The organism is Pseudomonas sp. CROZ-RG-20F-R04-15 (genome assembly GCF_022662375.1).
In the GTDB taxonomy this organism is placed as follows: domain Bacteria; phylum Pseudomonadota; class Gammaproteobacteria; order Pseudomonadales; family Pseudomonadaceae; genus Aquipseudomonas.
The window spans coordinates 545886-570356 of sequence record NZ_JAKNQL010000001.1 but is presented as its reverse complement, the minus strand read 5'-3'; the positions used below and the strand labels follow the sequence as shown (position 1 = coordinate 570356).

Sequence of the window (24471 nt, the reverse complement as noted above, 5' to 3'; positions counted from 1 at the left end):
AGCGGTGTTTCAGTCGATGACTCTTTTGAATGTCAGATTGCATTCGCGAGCAAGCTCGCTCCCACAGGGATCTTCACCGCTGTGAGATTGAGGAATCAGTCTTTGGCTTCGGCTTTCGGGTCGAGGCACGACGCATCGATCAGGCAGCGATAGCTGTTCTCGCGATTGCCGCTGGCGGTGACCTTGTCGATCGACCAGCGCCCACGCATGAAGTCCGGCCAGGTGTCATCGAGCAGCACCAGGCCTTCAGCGGCCAGCCGTGGATCGCCGGGGCAGGTGATCTTCACCTTGTACTTTTGCCGGAGCATTTTGCGCACTTCGCCTTCTCCCACGGCGATGGCGTCGGCTTCGCTGGGTTGGTGCTGGCGCAGGATCCTGTACGGCGAAAGTCCGGTTTTGACCTCTTGCAAAATACCCGTAGCAGTATCCAGCCAACGGGTTATGCAGCCCTGATTCTGCGCCCGCGCGGCCTCTTCCAGCGTCGCGCTGACAAAGGCGTGATCGCCGGGTCGATTGTTGCTTGTCACTGACAGGATCACGTTCGCCAGCACTTTGCCGGACAGTGATTTGGTCTGACCGGGGCGCGCCAGCACGTAGATCTGATCGTACGGTTTGGCGACCACGTTGTACTTTGCCGCCAACCGCGTCAGAAAGCCCATGTCGGTTTCGTTGGTTTGGTCGATGTGCTCGATCCGTATCAGTGACACATCGGGGGCAACTCGCGGTGAGAAACCATGCCGCGACACCAGTTCGCGAAACAGTCCGCCGAGCGTTGTTGGACCATGACTGGCGGTGCGGCGCTGCTTGAAACCGGTCTCGTCATCCTTGCTGAACGGTGCTGCTGTGGCCACCAGTGTCAGGCGGAACGGGAACAGCGTCGGCGTCAGCCGTGTCACTTTGAACTGGCCCTTGTCGACCATTTCGGTTTCTCGGTAGCCGACCTTCAGGCCGATTCGACCTCCGAGGTTCGGCAGCCCGTCGAGACCTTCAAGGTCCACGGTCAGAGTCAGTTGATCAGACTCGATCCCGGCGGCATCGATGTGCTCCCAACTGATCAGGCGTTGATTGAGCAGCGCCGCGTTTGAGCCGTAGATTTCTACCGCCGGGGTAAAACCCAGTGTCATGCAACCTCCTTAATCCCAGGCTGTGAGCGGTTTGATCGCGGCGGGTTTTGTATCGAGTTCCGGCAGTACCACCCAGACGCCAGCGGACAGAATCGGTCCGTGTTCGGCGAGGGTCGGATTGAGTTTCCACAGGGCCTCTTCGGCAGCGTCATCGCTGCGCCCCGTCTCGCGGTAGAGCAGCAGATTCACCGAATCACCGGCCACGCTTCGGACCTTACGCATTGTTGAACTCCGCCAATTCGATGACCCAATCGACCACCATCGCCGTGCCGTCATCGATGATCTGGGTCTGGGTTTCCTGAACGTTGTTGATCCGCCATAGCCCCCAATTGCGACCGATGCCATCAATCAATGGCAGCGGTATGCGCAGTGCCTGCAAGGTTCGCAGTTCATCGAGCCGATCCATGGCCACGGCGTACATCGATTTGCCGGTGATGGTCAGGGTTTCCGGCTTCTGGCCCGTCTGGCTGGATTTCGGCTTGCTGGTGAGGATCTGTATTTCGCTCCAGCCGCCATCGGACTTGCGCAGCAACTGGTGGTACGCAAAGTTGCGCGACAGGCCGAAGATGAAACTGCCCAGTGCCATTTGTTGTTTCATCAGGCGACTCCATCGGTCAGGGCTGCGTCACGGCGGGTGGCGAGGGGGTTGGTGCTCATCGTCGGGATAAATTCGCCGCTGAAATGGTTTTGCAGAACCTGCGAGATCATCGCGCCCACCTTTTCCGAGCTGGCGATTTCGCTGCCGCTGATCTGAATCGACGGTGCGTAGGTAATCTGCTGATTTTGCGTTTGAGCGCTCGAGAGATCCTTGGCGATCTCTGCCGGAGGGGCAAGTTGATCGGCAGCAGGGGTAGCCAGTTTTTCACCCAAGGCTCCGCCTTCCTGACTGCCGTAAAAACTGCCTATGGCGCCGCCTAATGCACCACCGATCAACGTACCGATGCCGGGCAGAATGAAAGTACCGATCGTGGCGCCAATACTCGCGCCGGCATAGCCACCGGCAAGGCCGCCTGCTGCCATGCCTACGCCACCGGCCACTTTTTTCGTATCACCCTCGGCCACACCTTGGACGACTTTCATGCCGGCTTCGACCATCGTCAACGGCATGCTCAATGGGCCGGCCACCCGGCCAACCCGGGCACCCTGACTGATCAGACTGCGGCCTGGAGCGGAGACCAGAAATTTGGCACGACTCAGGGCGGTGGTACCGAGGGCACCGGCACTGGCCGAGAGACTGCCCAACCCGGATCTGATACCTGCCATCACGGGGCCTGTCCACGTGGCGGCTTGGGACGCCAATGTGCCCAGCGGCTTGCCACCCTTCAATCCTGCAGCCATCAGGATCAGCGCGCCAGCGAGTGCCGGGGCCTTTTCCGCCACCTCACTCAAACCATCGGCTGCCCCTCCGACTTTTTCCACAAGGTAGTCAAACACTGGCAGCACGGTATCGCCGGCGGATGAATAGAGCCGGTCCTTCTGGGCGCCGAAGATGTTCCAGCGTGCCTGCGAAGTATCCGCGAGTGTCAGGGCAGTCTGATCAACCGCCCCTGTGTACTGTTTTTTATCCTTTTCATCCTTTTTACCCGCCACCAGTGCAAAGGCGCGCTGCACGTCAGCGGTGTTCTCGAGCATTTGCCGAACCGGTTGGGCGACCGAGAACAACGTTGTCGACAACGCGGATTGCTCATTCGGGGATTGCTTCTTCAGCGCCTCCAGCAACTCCATGATCGCGCCTGGAGCATCGCCCTGCATTTTCTCGGCCATGGCCTTGGGGTCGAGCTGCAGCTGAGCGAACGCCTCTTTCTGGCTTGCAGAAGCTTTATTGCCAAGTGCCAGTGTCGTCGTGATTTTTTCGAGCGCTACGCCTGCATCGGCCTTGTTTACCCCGGCGTTAAGCAACGCCGCAGAGAATGCCGCGGCTTGCTCGGGCGCCATTCCGGCGCCTTTTGCCGATGTACCGTAAGTGCCCAGAATCGAGCCGATATCAGCGGCAGAAGCGGCCAATCGACTGTCGAGCAAACTGGTCGCGTCGGCGAGATCCAGGGTTTGCGCGCGATTGAGACTCATCGAGGTACGCCAGCCGATCAACAGATCCGCGGCATCCTGTGGTTTCATCTCGAACGCAGTCGCCGTGACCGCCGTGTCTCTGGTGAAATCCATCAGGTCGTTTTGCCTGGCGGCTTGATCGATATTGCCTTCGGCATCCAACCGATCATTGCCGACACCGGCCTTGGCGCCAGCGTAGCTGATGCTTGCCAGCTCAACCGCGGTAGTACCGCCGGCAGCCACCTTTGCCTCGGTGGCCATCTTCTCCAGCGCGACCTGCAATGTTTTGCGTTGGTTGCCTTCAAGGCCGACGACCAGATCCAGCCTCGCCATCGCGGCGTCGAGATTGATGGCCGGTTGCAAAGGTTCATAAGGAGGCGTGGCGGTCCTGGCACTCGGAGTTTTTTGCTCGGCGCCAAGGACCGTACCGCCCATTTGTGCTTGTCGGTCGTTCAATGCCTGTTGCAACGATTGCTGTGACATCAGCACCGTGTGTATCGACCCCAGCACATCCCTGAGCTGAACCTGTTCGGCCGTCAACTGACGTAGTTCGGCGGTGGCATCCGCCAGCGCCAGACCAAGCCCGGCAAATACATCATCCGGTTTCAACGTCGGCTCTGAACCTGCCAAATCGGCGCCTCGCGCAGACAGCGCTGGAGACCTCATAGTGGCCGTGGTGCCGGGTACTTGCACCTCTTGATTGACCGTCGCGAACGTCAACCCATAGTTATCGTCTGCCATGCCGCTCTACTCCTGTTTCACGCCAAGGCGAGTGATCGCTATGTCGTAGCGGCGCAACGCCTTTTCGGCGTCCCATTCCAGAATCTCCGCTTCACTTACCGGGTAAATGAGCGGGACGATATCGAGGATTACTTCGATGTCGCGTTCCGAAAGTAGGCCGCCGGCTGGTTTAAAAAATCGTCGATGCGCACCTGCAATTGCGTCCAGTCCGGGACAGTCATCAGGGCCAGATCAGGGATCATCAGGCCGGTGCAATGGGCGGTGATGAACTCGGCGCGTTCCTTGGCCGTTTTCAGTTTCTTCATCACTTTGGTGGCGCGCAGCACCGGCATTTCCAGGCTCAGCGAGGTCACGGTGCGGCCGGTCACGGCGAGCGGTTGCAGCAGTTGCACTTCGTCGGGATCGGCGGATTTTTCCGCGTCTTCGACCTGCTCCAGAAAGTACGACGCCGGACGGGTCGACATCTCGTGCACGTACTGGGCGATGCTCACGTAGTCCGGGCGCTTGAGCTGGTCGAGCTCCTTGACCGACAGGCCAGTGGCGAGCAGCGCCAGTTCGAAGAACTGATCGTCTTCGTCATCGCCGGCGCGTTCCAGCGCTTCTTTTTGTGCGGCATAGAACAGCGGTTTGAGCTGGATCTGGTTGATCTGCGAACCGTCATCGCCGGTGATTGGCGAAAGCAGGTCATGCTGGGGTGGCATCCACGACATGTATGAATTCCTTGGTGATTCTTGGGGGTTACTCAATTTCTGCCAGTCACACTGGCCCACTGTGGGAGCGAGCCTGCTCGCGAAAGCGGTGGTTCAGTCACATTGATGTTGAATGTGCCAAAGGCTTCGCGAGCAGGCTCGCTCCCACAGGGTTTTGTGATTGCCTGTAAGCCGTGAGTTACGGCATCAGCACCGCACGCCGGGCATCACCGAGGATGTCGACGCCGTTGAGCACGAACTTCTGGGTGCGTACGTCGATGTCGATCACCGGTACGCCGTTTTCCAGGCGGTTGTAGGTGCGGCAGGACAGCTCCAGATTGGTCTTGGGTTTTTCACCCATTTTCACTGCGGTTTCTTCAAGGGATTTCAGCTTGCCGCCGACGGTGTGGTAGGTGAACCAGGTGTTGCCGTCCTGGTCCTGACCGGCTTCACGCACGTTCAGCAGGATGTCGTCGCCCAGCTTCACACCCAGTGCCAGCATGACTTCGGCGCCGAGACCTTGCAGGGTCAGCTTGGCGTTGAGCGCTTTGCCGCCCTTGGCCATTTCTTCGACGATGAAGCGGCCGCCACGCATCTCTTCCACATCGAATTCGATTTTCGGCGGGGTGAACTCTTCAACGGTCGCCGACAGCGGCAGACCTTGCAGGGTGGCCGCGATGGCCTGTCTTACGCGGTTGGTAAACATTAGAGAACGTCCTCCAGGAACTGCTCGATGATTTCATCGCGGGCGTTGAGTTGATAAACCATGTGTTCGTTCGGCGCGTAGCGGCCGTAGTCGATGACCACGTACCAAGTGCCGTTCTTGTACTTCTCGACGCTGTTCAGTTCCGGGTGCAGATAGACGCTGCCGCCAGGAATGGTTTCGTCGGCGACCAGGGTTTGCAGCCAGTCGTTGATGCGCTTGACCTCTTGATCCATGAAGGATTTGGTGAGGTTTTTCGCCATGGCTTTCTGGCCGGCCTTGACCAGCTTGCGGCTGATCGCATCTTCGAGGCCGACGTAGCTGATGAACTTGCCGGTGATCGAGCGGTTACCCAGCAGCGAGAAGCCGCCCAGCACCGTGCGGGCGTAGTAGCTGACGCCGTAGCGGTTGAGCAGATCGCCTTCGGTGGAGGTGTCGAGGATGTTGTATTCAACGACCCGCGAAACGTCCTCGGCGTAGGTCACCTGGTTGCCCGGGCTTTCCCACTGCTTGACCTTGGCCAGCGCGGCAATCGCCAGACTGGAAGGCGACAGGAAGACGTTTTTCTTCGCTGCTTTCGAGTACACGGCTGGCATGTTGTGCACTACCAGGCAACGGTCGAAACCGAGGTCGGCGCCGCCGAGTTCCTGGCTGTACAACACTTGATCAGCGACCGAGGCGTCCTTGCCATCCAGCACCACACGGGCCTTGATGCGCTTGCCGAACGAGGCGAACTCGCTGGCCACCGCTTTGGTGCCGGTGAAGCCCGGCGCGCCGATGATGGTCAGGTCTTCCGGGACACTGCCCAGCGCGGCCAGACCGAGCTTGCGCCCGGTCAGTGGATCGACGCCGCCAATCACATTGTTGACGGTGTCGGCCGGGGTTGCGCCCGCTTCGACGATCACCACGTAGACCGGCACCTTGACCACTTTGAGTATCTGGTAAACCGCGTGGTACAAGGTGCCTTCTTCAGCGCCGGTCGGATCGAGTAGCGCGTGGGTGGTGAAGCTGTTGATGCGGAACGGTGCGTTACGCGGAATCAGCGGATCGGCTTTCGGCGCAGTGCCGACCAGACCGATGACGTTGTCACCCAGGCCACCCATGGCCTCGGGGGATTCGGTGGCATTGACGGTAATGCCGTTGTGCTCGAAGTTCAGAACTTCAGCCATAGTCAGTCAGCCTTCTTGGCAGCGGCCTTTTTGGCCTGGGTGGTGGGGGTTTTCAGTTCCAGTCGACCGGCGAAGTGCAGAGCACTGGCCTCGACGTCGAGCAGATCGAGTTCCTGGCCGATGCTCGACCAGTGCCCACCGCCGGTGGGGAATGGGACGAGCACGGTGTAAGTTTGGCGGGTTGCCATTTTTCGTTTCTCCATAAACGGGAAAGCCCCTCGTGGGGAGGGGCTTGGCGGGTGTTGAGTGGTTTTAAGCGGACAAGAAAACGCCCCGGAGTGCGGGGCGTTTATTAGGGTTGTCCAGCGATCCAGGTGGGAGCGACTGGACGTGCGTCGGCGGACGGAAACTCTGACGATTGTGGCCAGTCACGCAGGTTGCGAATGTAGATCAACAACTCGCTGAATTGCTCCGTCGTCAACGAAGCTATCTGATTCAGATCGAGTTGGTCGCGATGACGCTCACGCAACCACAGAACACTGTTGATCTGTTCGTCTCGCCAGACGCGCTCCTGCTCTGCGCTTTCTTCTGCGGTCAAACCCGGTGGATCGATCAAGATCGGCAGTCCGCTTTCATCATGGCTGCGGGCTTTTCCCGGCGCTGGATTGGCAAAGACTTCCTGATAGAGGGCATCACTGATTTGAATCACGTCATCCGGCATCACCGAATGCACACGGTCCAAATAAGTGCAGCCCGTTGATTGGCTGTAATAACGCATCTTAATTACCTATGGCCAGATATCGAATGTTCGTCGTCGACACATTTCCCCAAGCGGAGAATCCAGTCGTTGAAGGACTCACACCCAACGAGTGGGAGCCACCTCCACCATCTGTCGCTACCATTTGAAAAACATTAGAACGGAAGGCTATCGGGAAGCTGAAGTTGGCAGATGTCCCCGGCATGAATGCCAATCCCCATTGCAATATCAGACCGCCAAGCCACGTGGGGAAAATGATGTATCCATTGGCCGCAAGACTGATCTCAAATCCGAGGCGCAGTTTTTTCGGTGAGACAATGACTGTGTCGTCGGTTCCCGCGTTGGTTTGACTCTGGGTCGCGACTTTCGCTGTGCCTTGATTAACTTCAGACGCTTGTTGAGCAAGGCCCGCCAATGCAGCGATATCGATGTTTCCCTGATTGACCGGCGCGTTCCAGGCTTTGATGCACCACATGACGGCGATGTTGCGTGGCCGCGTTCCAACGAGATTGCCTCGCTCATACATAGGTAGACTGTCTAAAAATGACAACCCTTCTCTCGCAGCCGTGCTGACGGAAATGCCAGTGTCCGGATACATGGCCTTAGTGACAACGTCACCGCCAACATATGGATGACTGTTCTCACTGAGAGTCGGACCAAGCTTGAACGCTACGGTGGTGTCTTGCAGCGCCTTGATATCAGGGGTTATTGCGTCAGTCGCCAAGAGTGTTGCTTTCTGGAAACTTCCCAATCCCCGCCCTGAATCAACACCACGCCCATGATCCCAGCCACGCAGGAATTCACCACGCGATTCTGGCAACCGGAAGTTGCCAGCGCCCTCGTCACCCTTGTTGTAAGTGGTACCGAGAAAAGAGGCCAGATCCGGATAAGTCGCAATGCTCTGCACACTGCCGTCCAGTTCCAGATAACCGGGAGCGACAATACCCGTAGGGAATGCCAGAACAGCCCCCACCGGAACAGCGGATTTGAGCCGTTCGACTTCCTTCGCCAGCGCGGCTACGTCGATGGTTCCCTGATTGACCGGGGCGTTCCAGGCTTTGATGCACCACATGACAGCGATGTTGCGGGGGCGAGTTTCATTTCCACCGGTGTAGGTAGTAGACCAATTGGGAGTACCACCTGCAGATAGAATGATTCCGTATGAGCCGCCTGATGCTGTAATGGATGTCGGTGCCGAGAAGACGTGGGTATGAGACTTGAGTTCATCTGCCTGGTAGCTACCAATTCCTCGTCCAGCATCCACCCCACGTCCATGATCCCAACCACGCAAGAACTCCCCACGCGCCTCGGGCAAGCGGAAATTCCCGACACCCTCATCCCCCTTGTTGAACTTGCCGCCCAGATAAGCGCTCAAGTCCGGGTAAGTCGCACTGCTCTTGACGCTGTTATCCAGCTCAAGAAAACCCGGCGGCGGTGCATCAACCGGAAACGCGACAATCGAACCCACCGGCAACGCCGAAGCCTTGGCAATCAGCGCTTCAACTTCAGCCTTGGTATACGAATCCTTGATACCAAAACCGGCCAAGGTTTCAGGATTGGCGCCGGCAGTCGCCCGACCATATTCATCAACGGTCAGACTCTTGTAAGTTCCGGCAGCAATCCCGGTGCGCCCGGCCAGCATCTTGAACGTCAGCGCCGTGGTGCCGAGAGTGATCGGCGCATTGGTGGTCAAGTGCCACAACGAATCACCGTTCGCCGTGCCTTCCTCCACCATCACCGTCAGGCCCGGCGTAACCTTGGCGCTGCTGTTGGCATCGGTCGCCCGCACCCAGTCACCATTGGCAACAACCCACAAGCCGTTGTCCTTGGCCAGCGTCTGATTCGGCAACAGCACACGGTCGCCAGCAATCACAGCGACGCCGTCGATCTGCTGCGCACCGCTCAACGCGATGTTGCTGGATGCAGCAACACGCACCGATTGCTTACCATCGAGTTTGCCGAGTTCTTCGGCGAGGTAACTCATGACCCAGGCACGGGTGGCTTTGACGACGGTGTCATCGATCAGCAACGTCACCAACGACGCATTACTCGTCTCGAAAATCGACCGAATGTAGAACTCTTTACCCGAACCCGACGTCGCCAGAACCGGTTTGAACGACTCCGGATATTTGACGATGGCATAGAGAATCCCGGTGTCAGTCCACAACCCGGCCTCTCGCACATACCAACCGCCAACATCCGGCGGAATGGTCACTTCGGCGAGCAGCCAGCTCGGATTTTTCTCGTCCTGGAACAGCGCATTGAGCGGCCCGCGCCAGACTTCGCGTTTCAGCGCAGTGGCGGTGGCGGCCGGGTTGTAGACCGCGCCGCCGCCATCACCGACGGAAACCTGCGTCAACTTGATCGGCGTGCCCGCGGCCTTGCACGCCGTTTCGTAGGCAATCCCTGCGTTGGTGAGCAGGGTGTAATAGTCAGCCATTCAGGCCCCCTGAGGATAAATAGTGGATGTTTCGACGGTGTACATGCCAGCGGCCATGAACGCCTCTCCCGAGGTTTCAAGGCCTTCGATGAACACCGGATAAACCGTGGTCAGTTCGCCGCAGAACGTCGCGGCGCCGATGACGTGATTGCCGAAAGCGCTCAAGCCAACGGAGACCGTCAGCACATCGCGCTCGCTCTTGGCATCAGCCAGACGTCGATCGAGACGGGCGTCGATTTCTTCGCTGTAGGGTTGGTCGCTGAAGGCTCGTACGGAAAAGCTGTATGGCGCACCGGGCGGTGTCTGTTCGTACCAGGCGCGGATCTCGGGCCTTAATTGCAAACCCTTGGCGGCGTTTTCCAGCGCCTTGCGAGTGCCCGCCTGACGCGCGGTGGGCCAGGCCAGTTCGACGGTCAGGCGTTTTTCCACTTCCGGTGCGGCGGTGCTCCATTCGGCGACACCACGATCCGCTGCCAGATAAGGCAGAAAGGCGACTGGTGTTTCTGCTGGGTTCATCAGTTCCGGGAACGGCGGCGCGATGCGATCAAGCAGTGCGCCGAAGCCCAGATCCAGACTTCGTTCGAGTGCCGAGCTGTTGGCCGGCAGCAGCGTCGGCCGCTGAGTTTGCTCACTCATAGCGTCAGCACCTCAACTTCGACTGCGGTGCAGTACGGCGCTTGAAACGCCGTCGTCACGATCGGCGCCAGCGGTTCGAGAATCTGCAGTTGCACAGCGCCGGCGCTGTGCAGCGTGTAGTCGATCCAGCTTGGATCAACGCGGCCTTCAAGACGATGGCAACTGTCGGCGTAGGCCTGCAATTGCTGTTGCGCGGCGACTTTGGTCAGACCCGAATCCGGGCCGGAATTGATCTTGGCGACGACGCGGATCTTATAGCGCTGAATATCGGCTGCCTTGACCGTGACAAGGTCGGTTTCCGGTCGTACATCAGGCCGCGCGAAGTGCTGACGAACGCCGTCAAGCAATGTCGCGGAAGGCGTGCCATCGCCGTCTCGGGACAGCACAGTGACCTGCACTTCGCCCGGCGCGGTGCGCCGACCATTGCCATCCTTGACCTGTGCAGCGAGGCCGTCCGGGTTGAAGGTGTAAGTGACATTCACCACACCCGCCTCAGTGGATTCGACATGCACCGTCGGACGCTCGCCGAGGGTGAAAACTTCGCGGCGATACTGCATCCGCGAACCTGCTGCCGGCGCATGCGGCGCCAGGTAATAACGCAAGCGAGCGTCGTCGTCGCTTTCATAAATCGCCGGCACCGGCGGAAATGCTGCGGGGTCGCCCGCATCCAGCAACTGCCGCTCCAGGCCCATGTCCCCCAGCCGCGCATCGAGATTGCTGCCGGTCGCCCACCACGCCAGCATCTGTTTGATGCGGGCGTTGTATTTGCGTTCGTGGGTTTGCAGCCGGACACAGAAAGCCTCAAGCGCCAGGGTCAGCAGTTCGCTTTCGTTTTCCAGGCTGGTCTTGAGTTTTGCCGCGCTCTGCGGTGAACGAGCACCGACATATTCGATGACGAAAGCCTTGAACTCGGCGAGCAAGTCTTCAAAGGCTTCAACGGTGATCAGCGCGGGTTCGGCCAGTTGGTTCTGGCCGGGGATCAACATGCTCATGTCACGACCTCGAAGGTTTGTTGACGGTTTTTCCAGGTGCCGGCGAAGCGCAACAACAGACCGGCGCCCTGACGGCTGGCGACGATCACTTGTGGCTGAAAATCGTCGATGCCGTTTTGCTTGTTGTAGAACGCCTGCGTGGCGTGGCTCTGGGCCAGAAGCAGAACGTCGTCACCGAGGTTCTGCCCCAGCAGCGTGGGGATCAACGATCCGTACAAAGGGCGTTTTTGCCGGGTGCCCAGCGGCGTGGTCAGGGCCCGGGTCGCGCGCTGCACAAACTGCAGCCAGTCGTCGACCTTGGCCCCGCTGTCTCTATCGATTCCGATCATGTGCAGGCTCTTGAATCAGGGGCTGATGACACGGCCCTGGTGATCGACCAATGGACCGCTGAAGTGCACGCCCGAAGGGTCGATGGTCATGCCGACGGCACCCAGTTGCAGGGTGATCAGTTGTGGCGTCATCGCCAGTCGTGCCGGGCCGATGCTCAGTTCCAGCGACTCGCGAGAACCGCTGAAAGCCGCTGGGCCGTTTTGCCAGTGGAGGGTGTGCGTGGCATCGTCGTAGCCGCTTTCGCTGCCGTCCTGATGTACTCGACGGGTCAGCGTCGGCACTGTGGAGGCTGGCGGAAAACGGTCACTGTTCAAGCCGAACAATGCCACGCTCTGCGCGCCGCTTTCGCCGCTACCGTAATTGAACAGCAGACACTGCTCGCCAACCGTCGGAATCCGCGACTCGCTTTGTGCGCCGGCGCTGGGGTTGAAAAACTTGATCGCCGGCGTCAACAAGCCACCGTGGCTGACCTGGCAGGTATTGCTCGCCGCATCGACTGTCTGGCAAATGCCGATGCGGCAGAAGCTTTCGGCGCGGCGGTGCAGGTCGTCGATTTCCGCTTCCATTTCGGCCAGGCGTTCGATGATCGGGCCGAGCTGCATGCGCAGTAATGCGTCGAACATCGGTCAGGCCTCCAGCGCGGTGTATTGGTCGGGGTCGTCGATATTGCTGACTTCCCAGGTGCGGGCGAATTTCGGCGTACCGAGTGGATCGTCGAGCAAGGTCGGGCCGAGGTAGAGCGTCTGCTCGAACGTTAGGGTCCAGGCCTTGTATTGCTGGGCGAGTAATGACGGCAAGCCATCGATATTGGTCGGCAGATCAGACTGATCGCCGGGCAGGCCCCAGCGGTTGTCGGTGATCAGGTTCTTCAGCACGGCGATCAGGTCGCACGCTGCAAAGGCGCTGGCTGAAAGTGCCGGAATGACTTGCAGCGACAGCGTCAGGACATGAGCAATACGCCCATCTGCGGCACGGGCGCCAGGCGCATTCCGGTCGAAGTCAATCAGCACCCAGGCTTGATCGCCAGGTGCAGTGAAATCATCGTGATTGCCGACAATGATGTTGAGCCCGGCGGTGTTGCGTAGCGTCGTCGCAATGGCTGTGAACAGTTGCGACGGCTGCTGGATCGGTGTGGGCATACATGACCTCCTTTTCAATCGTCCACGCGCAGCCCTGCCGCCCAAAGGGCGGCACGAATCACATTTGAGGTTAAGGCTGGTCGCGGGGTGGGACTTCGCAGACGCCGATGCGCTTGGCGGCCCATCGCTCGTACAGACCGATGGCCACATCGGCCCCGGCCATTGCGGTGAGACAGCCGAAGGCGCCAGCGGCCCAGATCGACATGCCAGCAGCGTACAGCAGCATGATTGCCGACACGCCGCAGATCATGCAGGCGCCAGAGCGCAAGGCCAGACGCCGCATAAGCGGCCAGCCGCGGGCGCCCTCCTTGTCCGCGCGCCACATTTCGCCGGAGACCCCGCCCACCACGGCGAGCAGGATGACCAGCCAGATCGGCATGTCTGCCAACGCTTGTTGCTCGGTTGTCATGTCACGCCTCCTGGATGGTTGATGAAAGCAGGTTCGGAGGCGACACCGACCGGGTGCAGCCTTCATGCTTGAAAAGGGTCACTGCAACGCTCAACGATTGGAAGTTAAAGCCTTTCAACAATGACGTTGTCGATAAAGGCAAAGTTGGCATTGGGGTTCTGCTCGTTGGAAAACGCCAGTGTGGTCTGCGTTGTGGTCGCGGTGAAGTCGTAGGTAATGGTTGCCCACTCCACGGCAACTCCTTTAGCCGTGGGGGTGTTGAAAGTGGCTGTCTGGCCAGCCACTTTCACCTGCACGACACCATCACCGGAACGACTGGCATACCGAGAGTTACCCGCACTGAAGGTCAGTCGATATTTGGCGCCCACCGTGGTGGCGAAGTTCTGCTGAATGCCTCCACCATTGCTGTAAACATAGTTGGCCAGGTCAACGATCATTACGCCATCTGCCGCAACAGATCCGCCGAACGCGCTGGGCAAATTGAAATACTCGGCACCCGACAAAAACGTTGTCCAGCCCGTGATGGCATTGGCTTTTGCCGGTGTATCCAGTATGCAACCGCCGCAGGTCGATTGTTCAAAACTGCCATTAACCAGCAGATTGGCTGCGAGCACGTTGGTGCCCGTGCCGAGCAGCACTGCAGTTGCCAGAAGTGGAGTCAGGTATTTTTTCAACATGATTTTTCTCATTAATGAATGGATTATTGGGAGGAATGCCTACCGGTTTCTGCCGCCAACACAGACACGTCAGTAAGGGGCGACGGGCCAGATAATGTTCGCCGGGTAACCCGGTTGCTTAGAGATGTCGCTGACGGCGATGGAGTACTGCTTGTGAGCCAGCAGCAGAGCTTTTTCTTCTGCTGTTGCCACGCCGATATCAGCCTTGAATCCCAGAGAATTAAGCAGCAGCCAGCTTCCAGCTGCATTCAACAGCTGCCATTTCTGGAGCTCGGCTTCGTTGCGCAAGTCTTCGTCGGTTGGCGGCGTGAACGTCCAGATTCCGTTGAAGGTTGCGCCCCAACCAACGCGTATTTCTGTATTCCCGGTTACATCTACCCAGGCAGACGTTGGCGAAGCAGGTACATCAGGAATGACGTCGCTTTCTTTCAATTGGACGACTTTGTTGTATTCAACGAGTGCATAAAGATTCATTGGGAACGCCTCAAAGTGTGGTCATTTCAGGTGGGGGTTGTGAAAACATCCGGTAGGCATTCCAAAAAGCCCGGCAGCAAGCCGGGCTTTTCAGTAATGCGCTCCTTCGCCTTCCTTCAAATCCTGTGTTCAAGAAGGAAGCTGACTTTTCGGCGCTACTGGCGCGGTACGAGTCCGTTCAAATTGTTTTTCCGACCGCGGTCCCTGCCCGCCGGATAACTGCTTCTGGTGCTTTACGCTGCACACCCGGGTCAGTTGCCAACCCTCTGAACCGTTGAGGCCGGTTCATCGCTGCCTGTTCTTGTGGAACTAAAGAGCTTTCTTGCCAGCCGCTTTGTCGAGCGGCTTGGTGGCAAGGATATGCATGTATGCATATCCAGTCAATGCGCAAATGCATTTATTTATGCACTTGAAATGCGCAGGTGCATGGAAGCCCCGCAGCTCAAGGGTTTGGCGGTTTCATCAAGGCGAAAAAAAACCCGCCAATTGGCGGGCTTATCTGAAGTCGGTGTGGTTAGCGGGCGTACATGCCCCACCAGAAGACGTGACCGAGGATGACGATCTGCTCTTCCTGGATTTCCTGGAAGCTGTAGTCCTCGTCCGGGTGCTCATCGCGATTGAAGCTGCGCAGACGAATGCCGGTCGGCAGGCGATAGAGTTGCTTCACGCGCAACTGGCCGTTGTGATTGATCGCGTACAGGTCGCCATCAATGATGTCGCCGATCCCGCACTTGCCCGCATTCACACCAACGGTGGCGCCATCACGCAACACCGGAAGCATACTGTTGCCGCGCACTGTGACGCATTTGGCCTGGTCGAACTGCACACCGTTATGACGCAGGCTGCGCTTGCCGAAGCGCAGGCTAGAGCGCTCGCTCTCTTCGATGACGAATCTTCCTGATCCTGCTGCCAATTCAACCTCGCGAAGGAACGGCACCGATACTTCGTCATCATCGACCGGCGTATCGTCGTCCCACAGCATTATGTCCTTGAGTTCCGCGTGTACGTCATCGCGCGCGGCTCCGGCCGACGGCGCGACATCAGCGCGCCCGCGCAATTGATCGGTGCTCACGGCGAAGTACTCGGCGATCTTCGAGATGTGTTTATCCGAGGGATCGACGATCTTCCCGCTGAGAATCCGCGAGAGAGTGGATTGAGGCACGCCGGTGCGACGGTGGAGCTCCGTGGGGGAGATCCCGTGCTGGTCGAGCAGTGCTCTTAAGACGGAGGCTACGTTGCGTTTTTGCATAACGCGCATAGTGCTTGAAGTTATTCGCGAAGACAAATGCTGATTTGCATAAATATGCATAAATCAACTTTTCGATGAAGAAAACCGTCACTCGGCTGCGATGCCTGCGTCCGGCAGACCGCCCATGGTAACCTTGCGCCCATCGCGGAAAAGCCCGGCCATTGCCCGCGCTTTTGCCCTACACCTTTTAAAGAGTTGCCTGACAATCCGATGAATAAAGCCGTCTCCGACCTGTCCTCCCACACTCCAATGATGCAGCAGTACTGGCGCCTGAAGAATCAGCACCCGGATCAGCTGATGTTCTACCGCATGGGCGACTTCTACGAGATCTTCTACGAAGACGCGAAGAAGGCAGCCAAGTTGCTCGACATCACCCTGACCGCGCGCGGGCAGTCGGCGGGGCAGGCGATTCCGATGTGTGGCATTCCTTACCACGCAGCGGAAGGCTATCTGGCGAAGCTGGTGAAGCTTGGCGAGTCGGTGGTGATCTGCGAGCAGGTCGGCGACCCGGCCACCAGCAAAGGCCCGGTGGAACGTCAGGTGGTGCGCATCCTCACGCCAGGGACGGTCAGTGACGAGGCGCTGCTCGACGAGCGCCGCGACAACCTGATCGCTGCGCTGCTGGGTGACGAGCGCCTGTTCGGCCTCGCCGTGCTTGATATCACCAGCGGCAGTTTCAGCGTGTCGGAAATCAAAGGCTGGGAGAACCTGCTGGCGGAACTGGAGCGGATCAACCCGGTGGAGTTGCTGATCCCGGATGACTGGCCAAGAGACCTGCCGGCGGAAAAACGCCGTGGCGTCAGTCGCCGTGCGCCGTGGGATTTCGAGCGTGACTCAGCACTGAAAAGTCTCTGCCAGCAGTTCTCCACCCAAGACCTGAAAGGCTTTGGCTGCGAGAACCTGACCCTGGCCATCGGCGCTGCCGGTTGCCTGTTGGCCTACGCCAAGGAAACCCAGCGCACCGCCCTGCCCCACCTGCGCAGCCTGCGCCATGAACGTCTCGACGACACCGTGGTACTCGACGGCGCAAGCCGCCGCAACCTGGAGCTCGACACCAACCTCGCTGGCGGCCGCGACAACACCCTGCAATCGGTCGTCGACCGTTGCCAGACCGCCATGGGCAGCCGCTTGCTGACCCGTTGGCTGAACCGTCCGTTGCGCGACTTGAGCGTGTTGCTGGCGCGGCAGACCTCGATAACATGCCTGCTTGATCGCTATCGCTTCGAAAAACTGCAACCGCAGCTTAAGGAAATCGGCGACATCGAGCGAATTCTCGCGCGGATCGGCCTGCGTAATGCCCGCCCTCGTGACCTCGCGCGCCTGCGTGACGCGCTCGGCGCGCTGCCAGAACTGCAAGTGGCGATGACCGATCTGGAAGCGCCGCACCTGCAAGGTTTGGCGACGATCACCAGCACTTATCCGGAACTGGCGGCGCTGTTGGAAAAAGCCATCATCGACAACCCGCCAGCGGTGATCCGTGACGGCGGCGTGTTGAAAACCGGCTATGACAGCGAACTCGACGAGCTGCAATCGCTGAGCGAAAACGCCGGCCAGTTCCTCATCGATCTGGAAGCCCGGGAAAAGGCGCGCACCGGTCTGAGCCACCTGAAAGTCGGCTATAACCGCATTCACGGCTACTTCATCGAATTGCCGAGCAAGCAGGCCGAATCGGCGCCGGCAGACTACATCCGTCGGCAAACGCTGAAAGGCGCTGAACGCTTCATCACACCTGAGCTGAAAGAATTCGAAGACAAGGCGCTGTCGGCCAAGAGCCGTGCCCTCGCCCGCGAGAAGATGCTGTACGAAGCGCTGCTGGAAGATCTCATCAGCCAGTTGCCACCATTGCAGGACACCGCTGGCGCACTGGCCGAACTCGACGTGCTGAGCAACCTTGCCGAGCGCGCACTGAACCTCGACCTGAACTGCCCGCGTTTCGTCAGCGAGCCATGCATGCGCATCACCCAGGGTCGTCACCCGGTGGTCGAGCAAGTGCTGACCACGCCGTTCGTGGCCAACGACCTGAGCCTGGACGACAACACGCGCATGCTGGTGATCACCGGCCCGAACATGGGCGGTAAATCCACCTACATGCGCCAGACCGCATTGATCGTGCTGCTGGCGCATATCGGCAGCTTCGTGCCGGCGGCCAGTTGCGAACTGTCGCTGGTCGATCGCATTTTCACCCGTATCGGTTCCAGCGATGACCTCGCGGGTGGCCGTTCGACCTTCATGGTCGAGATGAGCGAAACCGCCAATATCTTGCACAACGCGACCGAACGCAGTCTGGTGTTGATGGACGAAGTCGGACGCGGCACCAGCACCTTCGACGGCCTGTCGCTGGCATGGGCCGCGGCTGAACGTCTGGCTCATTTGCGCGCATACACGCTGTTCGCAACGCACTACTTCGAACTGACTGTGTTGCCGGAAGCCGAGCCACTGGTGGCCAACGTGCATCTCAATGCTACTGAGCACAACGAACGCATCGTCTTCCTGCACCACGTGCTGCCTGGCCCTGCCAGCCAGAGCTATGGACTTGCGGTGGCGCAATTGGCCGGCGTGCCAAGCGAAGTGATTGTGCGGGCCAGAGAACACCTGAGCCGATTGGAAGAAACGGCGTTGCCGCACGAAGCGCCGAAACCTGCCGCCAAAGGCAAACCGGCGACGCCACAGCAAAGCGACATGTTCGCCAGCCTGCCGCACCCGGTACTCGATGAGCTGGCTAAACTGGATCTGGATGACCTGACCCCGCGCCGTGCGCTCGAAATGCTCTATGCACTGAAGAACCGGATATAAGCACTGAAGAAGCGGATATAACGCAAACGGCTTCAAGCTGTTAGAATCTCGCGCGGTTTGGGATGCTGCTGGCTAATAGCCTGGCCAGCAGGTATCGCTCCCGAACCTGGCGACCCCAACCGTGAAGGGGCAACGCTGCCGCCGCCTGAGGAGAAAATTAGAAATGACCTTCGTCGTCACCGACAACTGCATCAAGTGCAAGTACACCGACTGCGTAGAAGTCTGTCCGGTGGACTGCTTTTACGAAGGCCCGAACTTCCTGGTGATTCACCCGGATGAGTGCATCGACTGCGCCCTGTGCGAACCGGAATGCCCGGCCGTAGCCATTTTCTCCGAGGACGAAGTTCCGGAAGAGATGCAGGAGTTCATTCAACTCAACGTTGAGCTGGCTGAAATCTGGCCGAACATCACCGAGAAGAAAGAATCGTTGCCAGATGCCGAAGAGTGGGATGGCGTCAAAGGCAAGATCAAAGACCTCGAACGCTGATCAGCCCCGCGCTCGAACGAAAAGGCCCCTCGCGGGCCTTTTTACTTTTCTGCAGGCGAAAAAAGGGGCGGTATGACCCGCCCACATTTTTTCCCTATTCCCTGTATTCCTTTTCATCGTCCTGATGAATCGCGTCCTGCGATGTCCGTTCCCCTCTTCCTTGAAGGGCGTGTCTGTCCGTCGACACAACCCAGATACTAGAGAGTTCCCTGACAAGAGCAATCGGCTCTGAGTGCCGAAAAAGGTTGTCATAAGCACTTAACATTAAAAAATAAACATACAAAACAATGGTTTAACTTGCAGCGACGGCCGTAATCGACGTCTGCCGTCTTGTAAAAATAGGGAACACTTACGAGAGAGTAAGACAAGGCTTACGCCGCGAGACTACAAAGGATGGAAATGCATACCGTATGTCTGGCAATGAAAAAGGCGGGTGAGATGACCATCAAATCCAGGCCAACAAAAAACCCCGAACCAGTCGGGGCTTCTTGCGGGCGAGCGTGTGAAGCGCTTACTGGAACAGCGACTCGCTCGACAGGCCATTCTTCTCGAGGATTTCACGAAGGCGCTTGAGACCCTCTACCTGGATCTGCCGCACCCGTTCCCGGGTCAGGCCGATCTCCAGGCCTACATCTTCCAGCGTGCTGCTTTCGTGGCCGCGCAGACCGAAGCGGCGTACAACCACCTCGCGCTGCTTGTCGGTCAGCTCCGACAGCCATTGATCAATGCTCTGCGACAGGTCGTCATCCTGCAGCAATTCACATGGATCGGTCGGACGATCATCGGTGAGGGTGTCCAGCAGGGTTTTATCCGAATCCGGACCCAGCGAGACGTCGACCGAAGAAACCCGTTCGTTCAGGCCGAGCATGCGCTTGACCTCGCCCACCGGTTTCTCCAGCAGGTTGGCGATTTCTTCGGGTGAAGGTTCGTGGTCGAGCTTTTGCGTCAGCTCCCGTGCAGCCCGCAGGTACACGTTGAGTTCCTTGACCACATGGATCGGCAACCGGATGGTCCGGGTCTGATTCATGATCGCGCGCTCGATGGTCTGACGAATCCACCAGGTCGCGTAGGTCGAGAAGCGGAAGCCGCGCTCGGGATCGAACTTTTCCACCGCGCGGATCAATCCGAGGTTGCCCTCTTCGATCAGATCCAGCAGCGAGAGCCCCCGATTGACGTAACGCCGGGCGATTTTGACCACCAGCCGCAGGTTACTTTCAATCATGCGCTTGCGCCCGGCCGGATCGCCACTTTGCGACAGTCGCGCAAAATGAACTTCTTCCTCCGGGGAGAGCAATGGGGAAAAGCCGATTTCGTTGAGATACAACTGCGTGGCATCAAGTGCCCGCGTGTAATCGATGTACTTGTGTTGTTTAAGTGAAGCGGAGTGTTTGGATTTGGAACGAACGGAAGGTGGAGCAGCCCCTTCATCATTCGACATCGAAGATTCCGAATCGATGCCGGTCTCCATAAGGAGAACCTCATCGTCGATGTCAAACTCCGGCACTTCTTTACTGAGAGCCATTGTTATAGTCCTTTGGTGAGTTCGACCCCAAGCTCAAGCGACGCCTTTATCCTTGGCAGCGCTGGAGCCTGTCCCCTCTACGTGACGGAACAGGCTGGCTTACAAATCAACGTCTTGGCAGGAACTGCAGTGGATCTACAGGTTTACCTTGGCGGCGAATCTCAAAATGCAGTTTCACCCGGTCTGTACCCGTTGACCCCATTTCGGCAATTGTCTGTCCGACCTTGACCTGCTGTCCCTCCCGAACCAACAGCCTGCGGTTATGTCCGTAGGCACTGACGTAGGTTTCGCTGTGTTTGATGATGACTAATTCGCCGTAGCCCCTTAAGCCACTCCCGGCGTAAACCACCGTCCCATCAGACGCAGCTAAAACAGGCTGTCCCAAATCTCCGGCGATATCAATTCCTTTATTCAAACTACCGTTTGAAGAGAATTTTCCAATCAGAATGCCATTAGATGGCCATCCCCAGCCGGTCGGGGCCGGGCCCGCTGGAGGCAGTGGAGCGGGTGCTGGTTTGTTGGCGACGGACGGTACAGCCCCCGCAGAACCGGTGGTTGTGGTGGTTGTCGTGCCATTAGCCTGGCGCCGGATTACCGTGGTTTTACTCGACGAAGAAGGCGAAGAACTGCTGTTGCTCACCACCGCCGTCGGCGTTGAACCGGTGCGGCCGTCAAAGCGAATTGTCTGACCCGGATGGATCGTATACGGCGTAGGAATATTGTTCCTGGCCGCGAGGGCTTTGTAGTCCCAGCCGTAGCGAAACGCGATCGAAAACATCGTATCGCCCGGACGGACTACATACTGGCCGGTCGTCACGGCAGGACGTTGGGCCACCGCATTGTTGCGATCGACCACCCGCACATTGCTCGATTTGGTGCTGGAGCAACCGACCAGCAAGGTGCTCAAGACAAGGCCAGTCACCAGGCGCTGAAAGCTCGTGTTACCCATACGCTGCGCAATGACTGTGAGACTCACCCGCCGCTCCCTTTGTGGTGGCTGAAAAATGTGAAATGCCGGATTCCGGCATGAGGTGTCGCAAGTATAACGGGCCGGATCGGCTTTACCTTTAATGAAGCGAAATCGCTTCGCGCACACGTTTGCAAGTTGGCAATCTGCTGCGTTTAAACCATCGCTGCCGGAGTAAGACACAGGCGAACGAAAGGAATTCAGCGCACGCAAACAAATGCTCAGGCCAGTGGCCCATTAAGCAAAGGCACGAAGCGAACGGCGCCCAGAACGTGCCGGGAAAAGCCGTTTTCCTCACGCACGATCAGCATCAATTGCTGCACTTCTCCCGAGCCGACCGGAATCACCATGCGCCCGCCAGGAGCCAGTTGATCGAGCAAGGCTTGCGGTACATCGGTGGCCACGGCCGTGACAATGATGCCGTTATACGGTGCCAGCGCCGGCCAGCCTTCCCAGCCATCGCCCCAGCGGAACACCACGTTGCGCAGGTTCAGTTCAACCAGACGCTCCTTGGCCCGGTCTTGCAGCACCTTGATGCGCTCGACCGAGAACACCCGCTCGACCAATTGCGACAAGACGGCAGTCTGGTAACCGGAACCGGTGCCGATCTCCAGCACTTTGTCCAGCGGCCCCGCCTCCAGAAGCAGCTCGCTCATGCGCGCCACCATATAAGGCTGGGAAATGGTCTGGTTGTTGCCGATCGGCAGCGCCGTGTCTTCGTAAGCGCGGTGTGCCAGCGCCTCGTCGACGAACAGGTGGCGCGGCGTACGGCGGATGACCTCCAGCACCTTGGCGTTGGACACGCCTTCTTCATATAACCGCTGGATCAGCCGCTCGCGGGTACGCTGGGAAGTCATGCCGATCCCGCTGCGCAGCCTGTCTTCATGTTCACGGGCCATCAGCGCAGTCCCTCCAGCCAGCCGTCGAGGCTTCTGAACGCATCGTTGAAGGTGCGATCGAGCTGCAATGGCGTGATGGACACATAGCCCTGCATCACTGCATGAAAGTCCGTGCCTGGGCCGCCATCTTCGGCATCACCGGCGGCCGCAATCCAGTAACCGGCCTTGCCACGCGGATCGACCACCTTCATCGGCGCCGCCGCCCGGGCACGGTGGCCGAGTCGGGTCAGCTGGATGCCACGAATGTGATCGATGGGCAGATTGGGAATGTTCACGTTGAGCACCGTGCGCGGCGGCAGATCGAGCCCGGCATGGGCCTCGACCAGTTTGCGCGCAAAGTACGCCGCCGTCGGCAGATTATCCACCTGACGCGAGACCAGCGAAAAGGCAAATGACGGACGCTCGAGGAAGCGCCCTTCGAGCGCTGCCGCGACGGTGCCGGAATACAACACGTCATCACCCAGGTTGGCGCCGAGATTGATCCCGGAGACCACCATGTCCGCCTCGCGCTCCAGCAAGCCATTAAGGCCCAGGTGCACGCAGTCGGTCGGTGTGCCGTTGAGGCTGATAAAGCCGTTGGCCAGGTATTGCGGGTGCAACGGACGGTCGAGCGTCAGCGAACTGCTGGCGCCGCTTTTGTCCTGCTCCGGGGCGATAACCACGCATTCGGTGTAATCCGCCAGCGCAGCATAAAGCGCGGCGAGACCGGGTGCGGTTACCCCATCGTCGTTAGAAATCAGAATACGCATGGGCTGTCCGTCTGCCCCACCGGCACCAGATCAACGAGCTCGCGCACCAATACGGTGGCGAAGCATCCGGCCGGGAGGACGAATTCCAGTTGCAGAATGTCAGGCTGGGGATAATGCCACGTCAACCCGCCAATGGGCAGCCGCAGGATGCGACGTTCGTGGCTCATGCCGGCGTTGATCAACCAATCGCGCAGATCCGCTTCACCCGCGGCAATCCCCTGCTCCAGATCATGGACAGCCCCTGCGGTCGGCGAGTCACCTTCGCCCCACTGCGGGCCGGTCGGATGCAAGTCAAGAATGGCCAGACGCGGGTCGCTGCACTCGGCCTCACCGGCCGGAAAAAAACTGCGGCTGTCGGTAAAGGCCAGCAGATCACCGACTTGGGCTTTTTGCCAGGTGCCGTCGGCTACCCGTGCGGCGAGCACCTTGTTGAACAGAAAACTGCGCGCGGTCGAAAGCAAACGCGAACGCACGTTGCGTTGTTCCGGCAAGGCTTTGCGCGCGGCCCACGAACGCGCATCAACGACGTTGCCGCCGTCATGGCCGAAACGCTGAGCGCCGAAATAGTTGGGGATGCCTTGTTGGGTGATCAACTGCAAGCGCTGTTCAATCGCGTCTTTGTCGCCAGCGAACTGAGTCAGGCGCAAGGTAAAACCATTGGCCGAATGCGCGCCACGTTGCAGCTTGCGCTTGTGGCGAGTGGTCTTGAGGATCTTCAGCGTGTCGTTTTCCGCCGTCGACAGATCCGGATCGGCCTTGCCCGGCAGTTGCACGCTGAACCACTGACGGGTCAGCGCCTGACGATCCTTGAGCCCGGCGTAGCTGACCGTGCGCAACGGCACGCCGGCAGCCTTGGCAATACGCCGTGCGGCTTCCTCAGTGTTGAGGCCGCGCTTTTCGACCCAGATCCAGAGATGCTCGCCGTCACCGCTGAACGGGATATCGAGGACTTCATCGACCTGAAAATCTTCAGCGATGGCTTTCAGTACTGCGCTGCCGAGGGGTTCGCCATAGGCCCGTGGGCCGAGCAGTTGCAGTTCATTCATGCGCGCAGCAACAAGGCAACGGAGTGCACGGCGATGCCTTCTTCGCGACCGACAAAGCCAAGCTTTTCGGTGGTGGTAGCTTTCACGTTCACTTGATCCAACTCAACTTGTAGATCCGCCGCGATCAGCGCGCGCATCGATTCGATATGCGGGGCCATTTTTGGCGCCTGGGCAACGATGGTGTTATCGACATTGCCGACTTTCCAGCCCTTGGCGTGGATCAGCGCGACCACGTGACGCAGCAGCGCGCGGCTGTCGGCGCCTTTGAATTGCGGGTCGGTGTCCGGGAAGTGTTTGCCGATATCACCCAGCGCCGCCGCGCCGAGCAAGGCATCGCTCAAGGCGTGCAGCAGGACGTCACCGTCGGAATGAGCGAGCAGCCCGAAGCTGTGTGCAATGCGCACGCCGCCCAGAGTAATGAAATCGCCTTCAGCGAAACGGTGCACATCATAGCCGTGGCCAATACGCATAAAAAAAACGCCCCGATTTTTGT

27 protein-coding genes are annotated in these 24471 nt (G+C 58.9%); 2 read left to right on the top strand and 25 right to left on the bottom strand.

Annotated elements, in window-relative coordinates; genetic code table 11:
* Window positions 1–95: 95 nt before the first annotated feature.
* The 19 genes from L8H52_RS02470 to L8H52_RS02380 all read right to left on the bottom strand — a co-directional run bounded on the left by L8H52_RS02470 (window position 96) and on the right by L8H52_RS02380 (window position 15515).
* On the bottom strand, window positions 96–1124 hold the full coding sequence (locus L8H52_RS02470; protein WP_242204853.1) for a phage late control D family protein: 1029 nt from the start codon (window positions 1122–1124) through the stop codon (window positions 96–98).
* A 9-nt stretch (window positions 1125–1133) separates the two neighbouring features.
* The gene (locus L8H52_RS02465; RefSeq protein ID WP_242204854.1) at window positions 1134–1346 is read right to left on the bottom strand and encodes a tail protein X; all 213 of its coding nucleotides are present in this window, start codon (window positions 1344–1346) and stop codon (window positions 1134–1136) included.
* Window positions 1339–1722 (bottom strand): phage tail protein, encoded by a 384-nt coding sequence (locus tag L8H52_RS02460; RefSeq protein ID WP_242204856.1) that lies wholly within the window; start codon window positions 1720–1722, stop codon window positions 1339–1341. Before L8H52_RS02460 ends, L8H52_RS02465 begins: the two co-directional genes overlap by 8 nt.
* On the bottom strand, window positions 1722–3911 hold the full coding sequence (locus tag L8H52_RS02455) for a phage tail tape measure protein (RefSeq protein ID WP_242204858.1): 2190 nt from the start codon (window positions 3909–3911) through the stop codon (window positions 1722–1724). The genes L8H52_RS02460 and L8H52_RS02455 overlap by 1 nt, the downstream gene beginning before the upstream one ends.
* Window positions 3912–4039: 128 nt before the next feature.
* Window positions 4040–4621 (bottom strand): phage tail assembly protein, encoded by a 582-nt coding sequence (locus L8H52_RS02450; RefSeq protein WP_242204860.1) that lies wholly within the window; start codon window positions 4619–4621, stop codon window positions 4040–4042.
* A gap of 178 nt (window positions 4622–4799) precedes the next feature.
* Window positions 4800–5306: a phage major tail tube protein gene (locus L8H52_RS02445; RefSeq protein WP_016985055.1), complete on the bottom strand. Its 507-nt coding sequence runs from the start codon at window positions 5304–5306 to the stop codon at window positions 4800–4802.
* Complete coding sequence (locus L8H52_RS02440; protein ID WP_242204863.1) at window positions 5306–6472, bottom strand: phage tail protein; 1167 nt, start codon at window positions 6470–6472, stop codon at window positions 5306–5308. The genes L8H52_RS02445 and L8H52_RS02440 overlap by 1 nt, the downstream gene beginning before the upstream one ends.
* A gap of 2 nt (window positions 6473–6474) precedes the next feature.
* The gene (locus L8H52_RS02435) at window positions 6475–6660 is read right to left on the bottom strand and encodes a hypothetical protein (RefSeq protein WP_242204865.1); all 186 of its coding nucleotides are present in this window, start codon (window positions 6658–6660) and stop codon (window positions 6475–6477) included.
* 104 nt (window positions 6661–6764) lie between these two features.
* The gene (locus tag L8H52_RS02430; RefSeq protein WP_242204866.1) at window positions 6765–7190 is read right to left on the bottom strand and encodes a phage tail protein; all 426 of its coding nucleotides are present in this window, start codon (window positions 7188–7190) and stop codon (window positions 6765–6767) included.
* A 1-nt stretch (window position 7191) separates the two neighbouring features.
* Window positions 7192–9609 carry a phage tail protein gene (locus L8H52_RS02425; RefSeq protein ID WP_242204868.1) on the bottom strand — a complete coding sequence of 806 codons (2418 nt, stop codon included), beginning with the start codon at window positions 9607–9609 and terminating at the stop codon, window positions 7192–7194.
* Complete coding sequence (locus tag L8H52_RS02420; RefSeq protein WP_242204870.1) at window positions 9610–10245, bottom strand: phage tail protein I; 636 nt, start codon at window positions 10243–10245, stop codon at window positions 9610–9612.
* Window positions 10242–11237 carry a baseplate J/gp47 family protein gene (locus L8H52_RS02415; protein WP_242204872.1) on the bottom strand — a complete coding sequence of 332 codons (996 nt, stop codon included), beginning with the start codon at window positions 11235–11237 and terminating at the stop codon, window positions 10242–10244. The genes L8H52_RS02420 and L8H52_RS02415 overlap by 4 nt, the downstream gene beginning before the upstream one ends.
* A complete protein-coding gene (locus tag L8H52_RS02410; protein ID WP_242204874.1) occupies window positions 11234–11566 on the bottom strand; it encodes a phage baseplate protein in 333 nt (110 codons plus the stop codon). The genes L8H52_RS02415 and L8H52_RS02410 overlap by 4 nt, the downstream gene beginning before the upstream one ends.
* 15 nt (window positions 11567–11581) lie before the next feature.
* Complete coding sequence (locus tag L8H52_RS02405) at window positions 11582–12190, bottom strand: phage baseplate assembly protein V (RefSeq protein WP_242204876.1); 609 nt, start codon at window positions 12188–12190, stop codon at window positions 11582–11584.
* Between the two features lie 3 nt (window positions 12191–12193).
* A complete protein-coding gene (locus L8H52_RS02400; protein ID WP_242204879.1) occupies window positions 12194–12706 on the bottom strand; it encodes a hypothetical protein in 513 nt (170 codons plus the stop codon).
* A 70-nt stretch (window positions 12707–12776) separates the two neighbouring features.
* A complete protein-coding gene (locus L8H52_RS02395) occupies window positions 12777–13115 on the bottom strand; it encodes a phage holin family protein (protein WP_242204880.1) in 339 nt (112 codons plus the stop codon).
* A gap of 104 nt (window positions 13116–13219) precedes the next feature.
* Complete coding sequence (locus L8H52_RS02390; protein WP_242204882.1) at window positions 13220–13792, bottom strand: DUF642 domain-containing protein; 573 nt, start codon at window positions 13790–13792, stop codon at window positions 13220–13222.
* Between the two features lie 69 nt (window positions 13793–13861).
* The gene (locus tag L8H52_RS02385; RefSeq protein ID WP_242204884.1) at window positions 13862–14266 is read right to left on the bottom strand and encodes a tail fiber assembly protein; all 405 of its coding nucleotides are present in this window, start codon (window positions 14264–14266) and stop codon (window positions 13862–13864) included.
* A 514-nt stretch (window positions 14267–14780) separates the two neighbouring features.
* On the bottom strand, window positions 14781–15515 hold the full coding sequence (locus L8H52_RS02380) for an XRE family transcriptional regulator (RefSeq protein ID WP_007908821.1): 735 nt from the start codon (window positions 15513–15515) through the stop codon (window positions 14781–14783).
* A gap of 210 nt (window positions 15516–15725) precedes the next feature.
* Here L8H52_RS02380 and mutS point away from each other — a divergent pair, with 210 nt between their 5' ends.
* The gene (mutS, locus tag L8H52_RS02375) at window positions 15726–18308 is read left to right on the top strand and encodes a DNA mismatch repair protein MutS (protein ID WP_242204887.1); all 2583 of its coding nucleotides are present in this window, start codon (window positions 15726–15728) and stop codon (window positions 18306–18308) included.
* A 163-nt stretch (window positions 18309–18471) separates the two neighbouring features.
* Complete coding sequence (gene fdxA, locus L8H52_RS02370; RefSeq protein ID WP_007908827.1) at window positions 18472–18795, top strand: ferredoxin FdxA; 324 nt, start codon at window positions 18472–18474, stop codon at window positions 18793–18795.
* Window positions 18796–19306: 511 nt separating this feature from the next.
* Here fdxA and rpoS read toward each other — a convergent pair.
* From rpoS to ispF, 6 genes are all read right to left on the bottom strand, one after another.
* Window positions 19307–20317, bottom strand: coding sequence for an RNA polymerase sigma factor RpoS (gene rpoS, locus L8H52_RS02365; RefSeq protein WP_038357938.1), 1011 nt, complete (start codon window positions 20315–20317; stop codon window positions 19307–19309).
* 106 nt (window positions 20318–20423) lie between these two features.
* A complete protein-coding gene (locus tag L8H52_RS02360) occupies window positions 20424–21293 on the bottom strand; it encodes a peptidoglycan DD-metalloendopeptidase family protein (RefSeq protein ID WP_242205519.1) in 870 nt (289 codons plus the stop codon).
* Between the two features lie 212 nt (window positions 21294–21505).
* Window positions 21506–22141: a protein-L-isoaspartate(D-aspartate) O-methyltransferase gene (locus L8H52_RS02355; protein WP_172828219.1), complete on the bottom strand. Its 636-nt coding sequence runs from the start codon at window positions 22139–22141 to the stop codon at window positions 21506–21508.
* A gap of 41 nt (window positions 22142–22182) precedes the next feature.
* Entirely contained in the window at window positions 22183–22932 is a 750-nt protein-coding gene (surE, locus tag L8H52_RS02350) for a 5'/3'-nucleotidase SurE (RefSeq protein ID WP_007908831.1), read from the bottom strand.
* Window positions 22920–23978 carry a tRNA pseudouridine(13) synthase TruD gene (truD, locus tag L8H52_RS02345; protein ID WP_242204888.1) on the bottom strand — a complete coding sequence of 353 codons (1059 nt, stop codon included), beginning with the start codon at window positions 23976–23978 and terminating at the stop codon, window positions 22920–22922. The genes surE and truD overlap by 13 nt, the downstream gene beginning before the upstream one ends.
* A complete protein-coding gene (ispF, locus tag L8H52_RS02340; RefSeq protein ID WP_034149878.1) occupies window positions 23975–24448 on the bottom strand; it encodes a 2-C-methyl-D-erythritol 2,4-cyclodiphosphate synthase in 474 nt (157 codons plus the stop codon). Before ispF ends, truD begins: the two co-directional genes overlap by 4 nt.
* Window positions 24449–24471 lie beyond the last annotated feature (23 nt).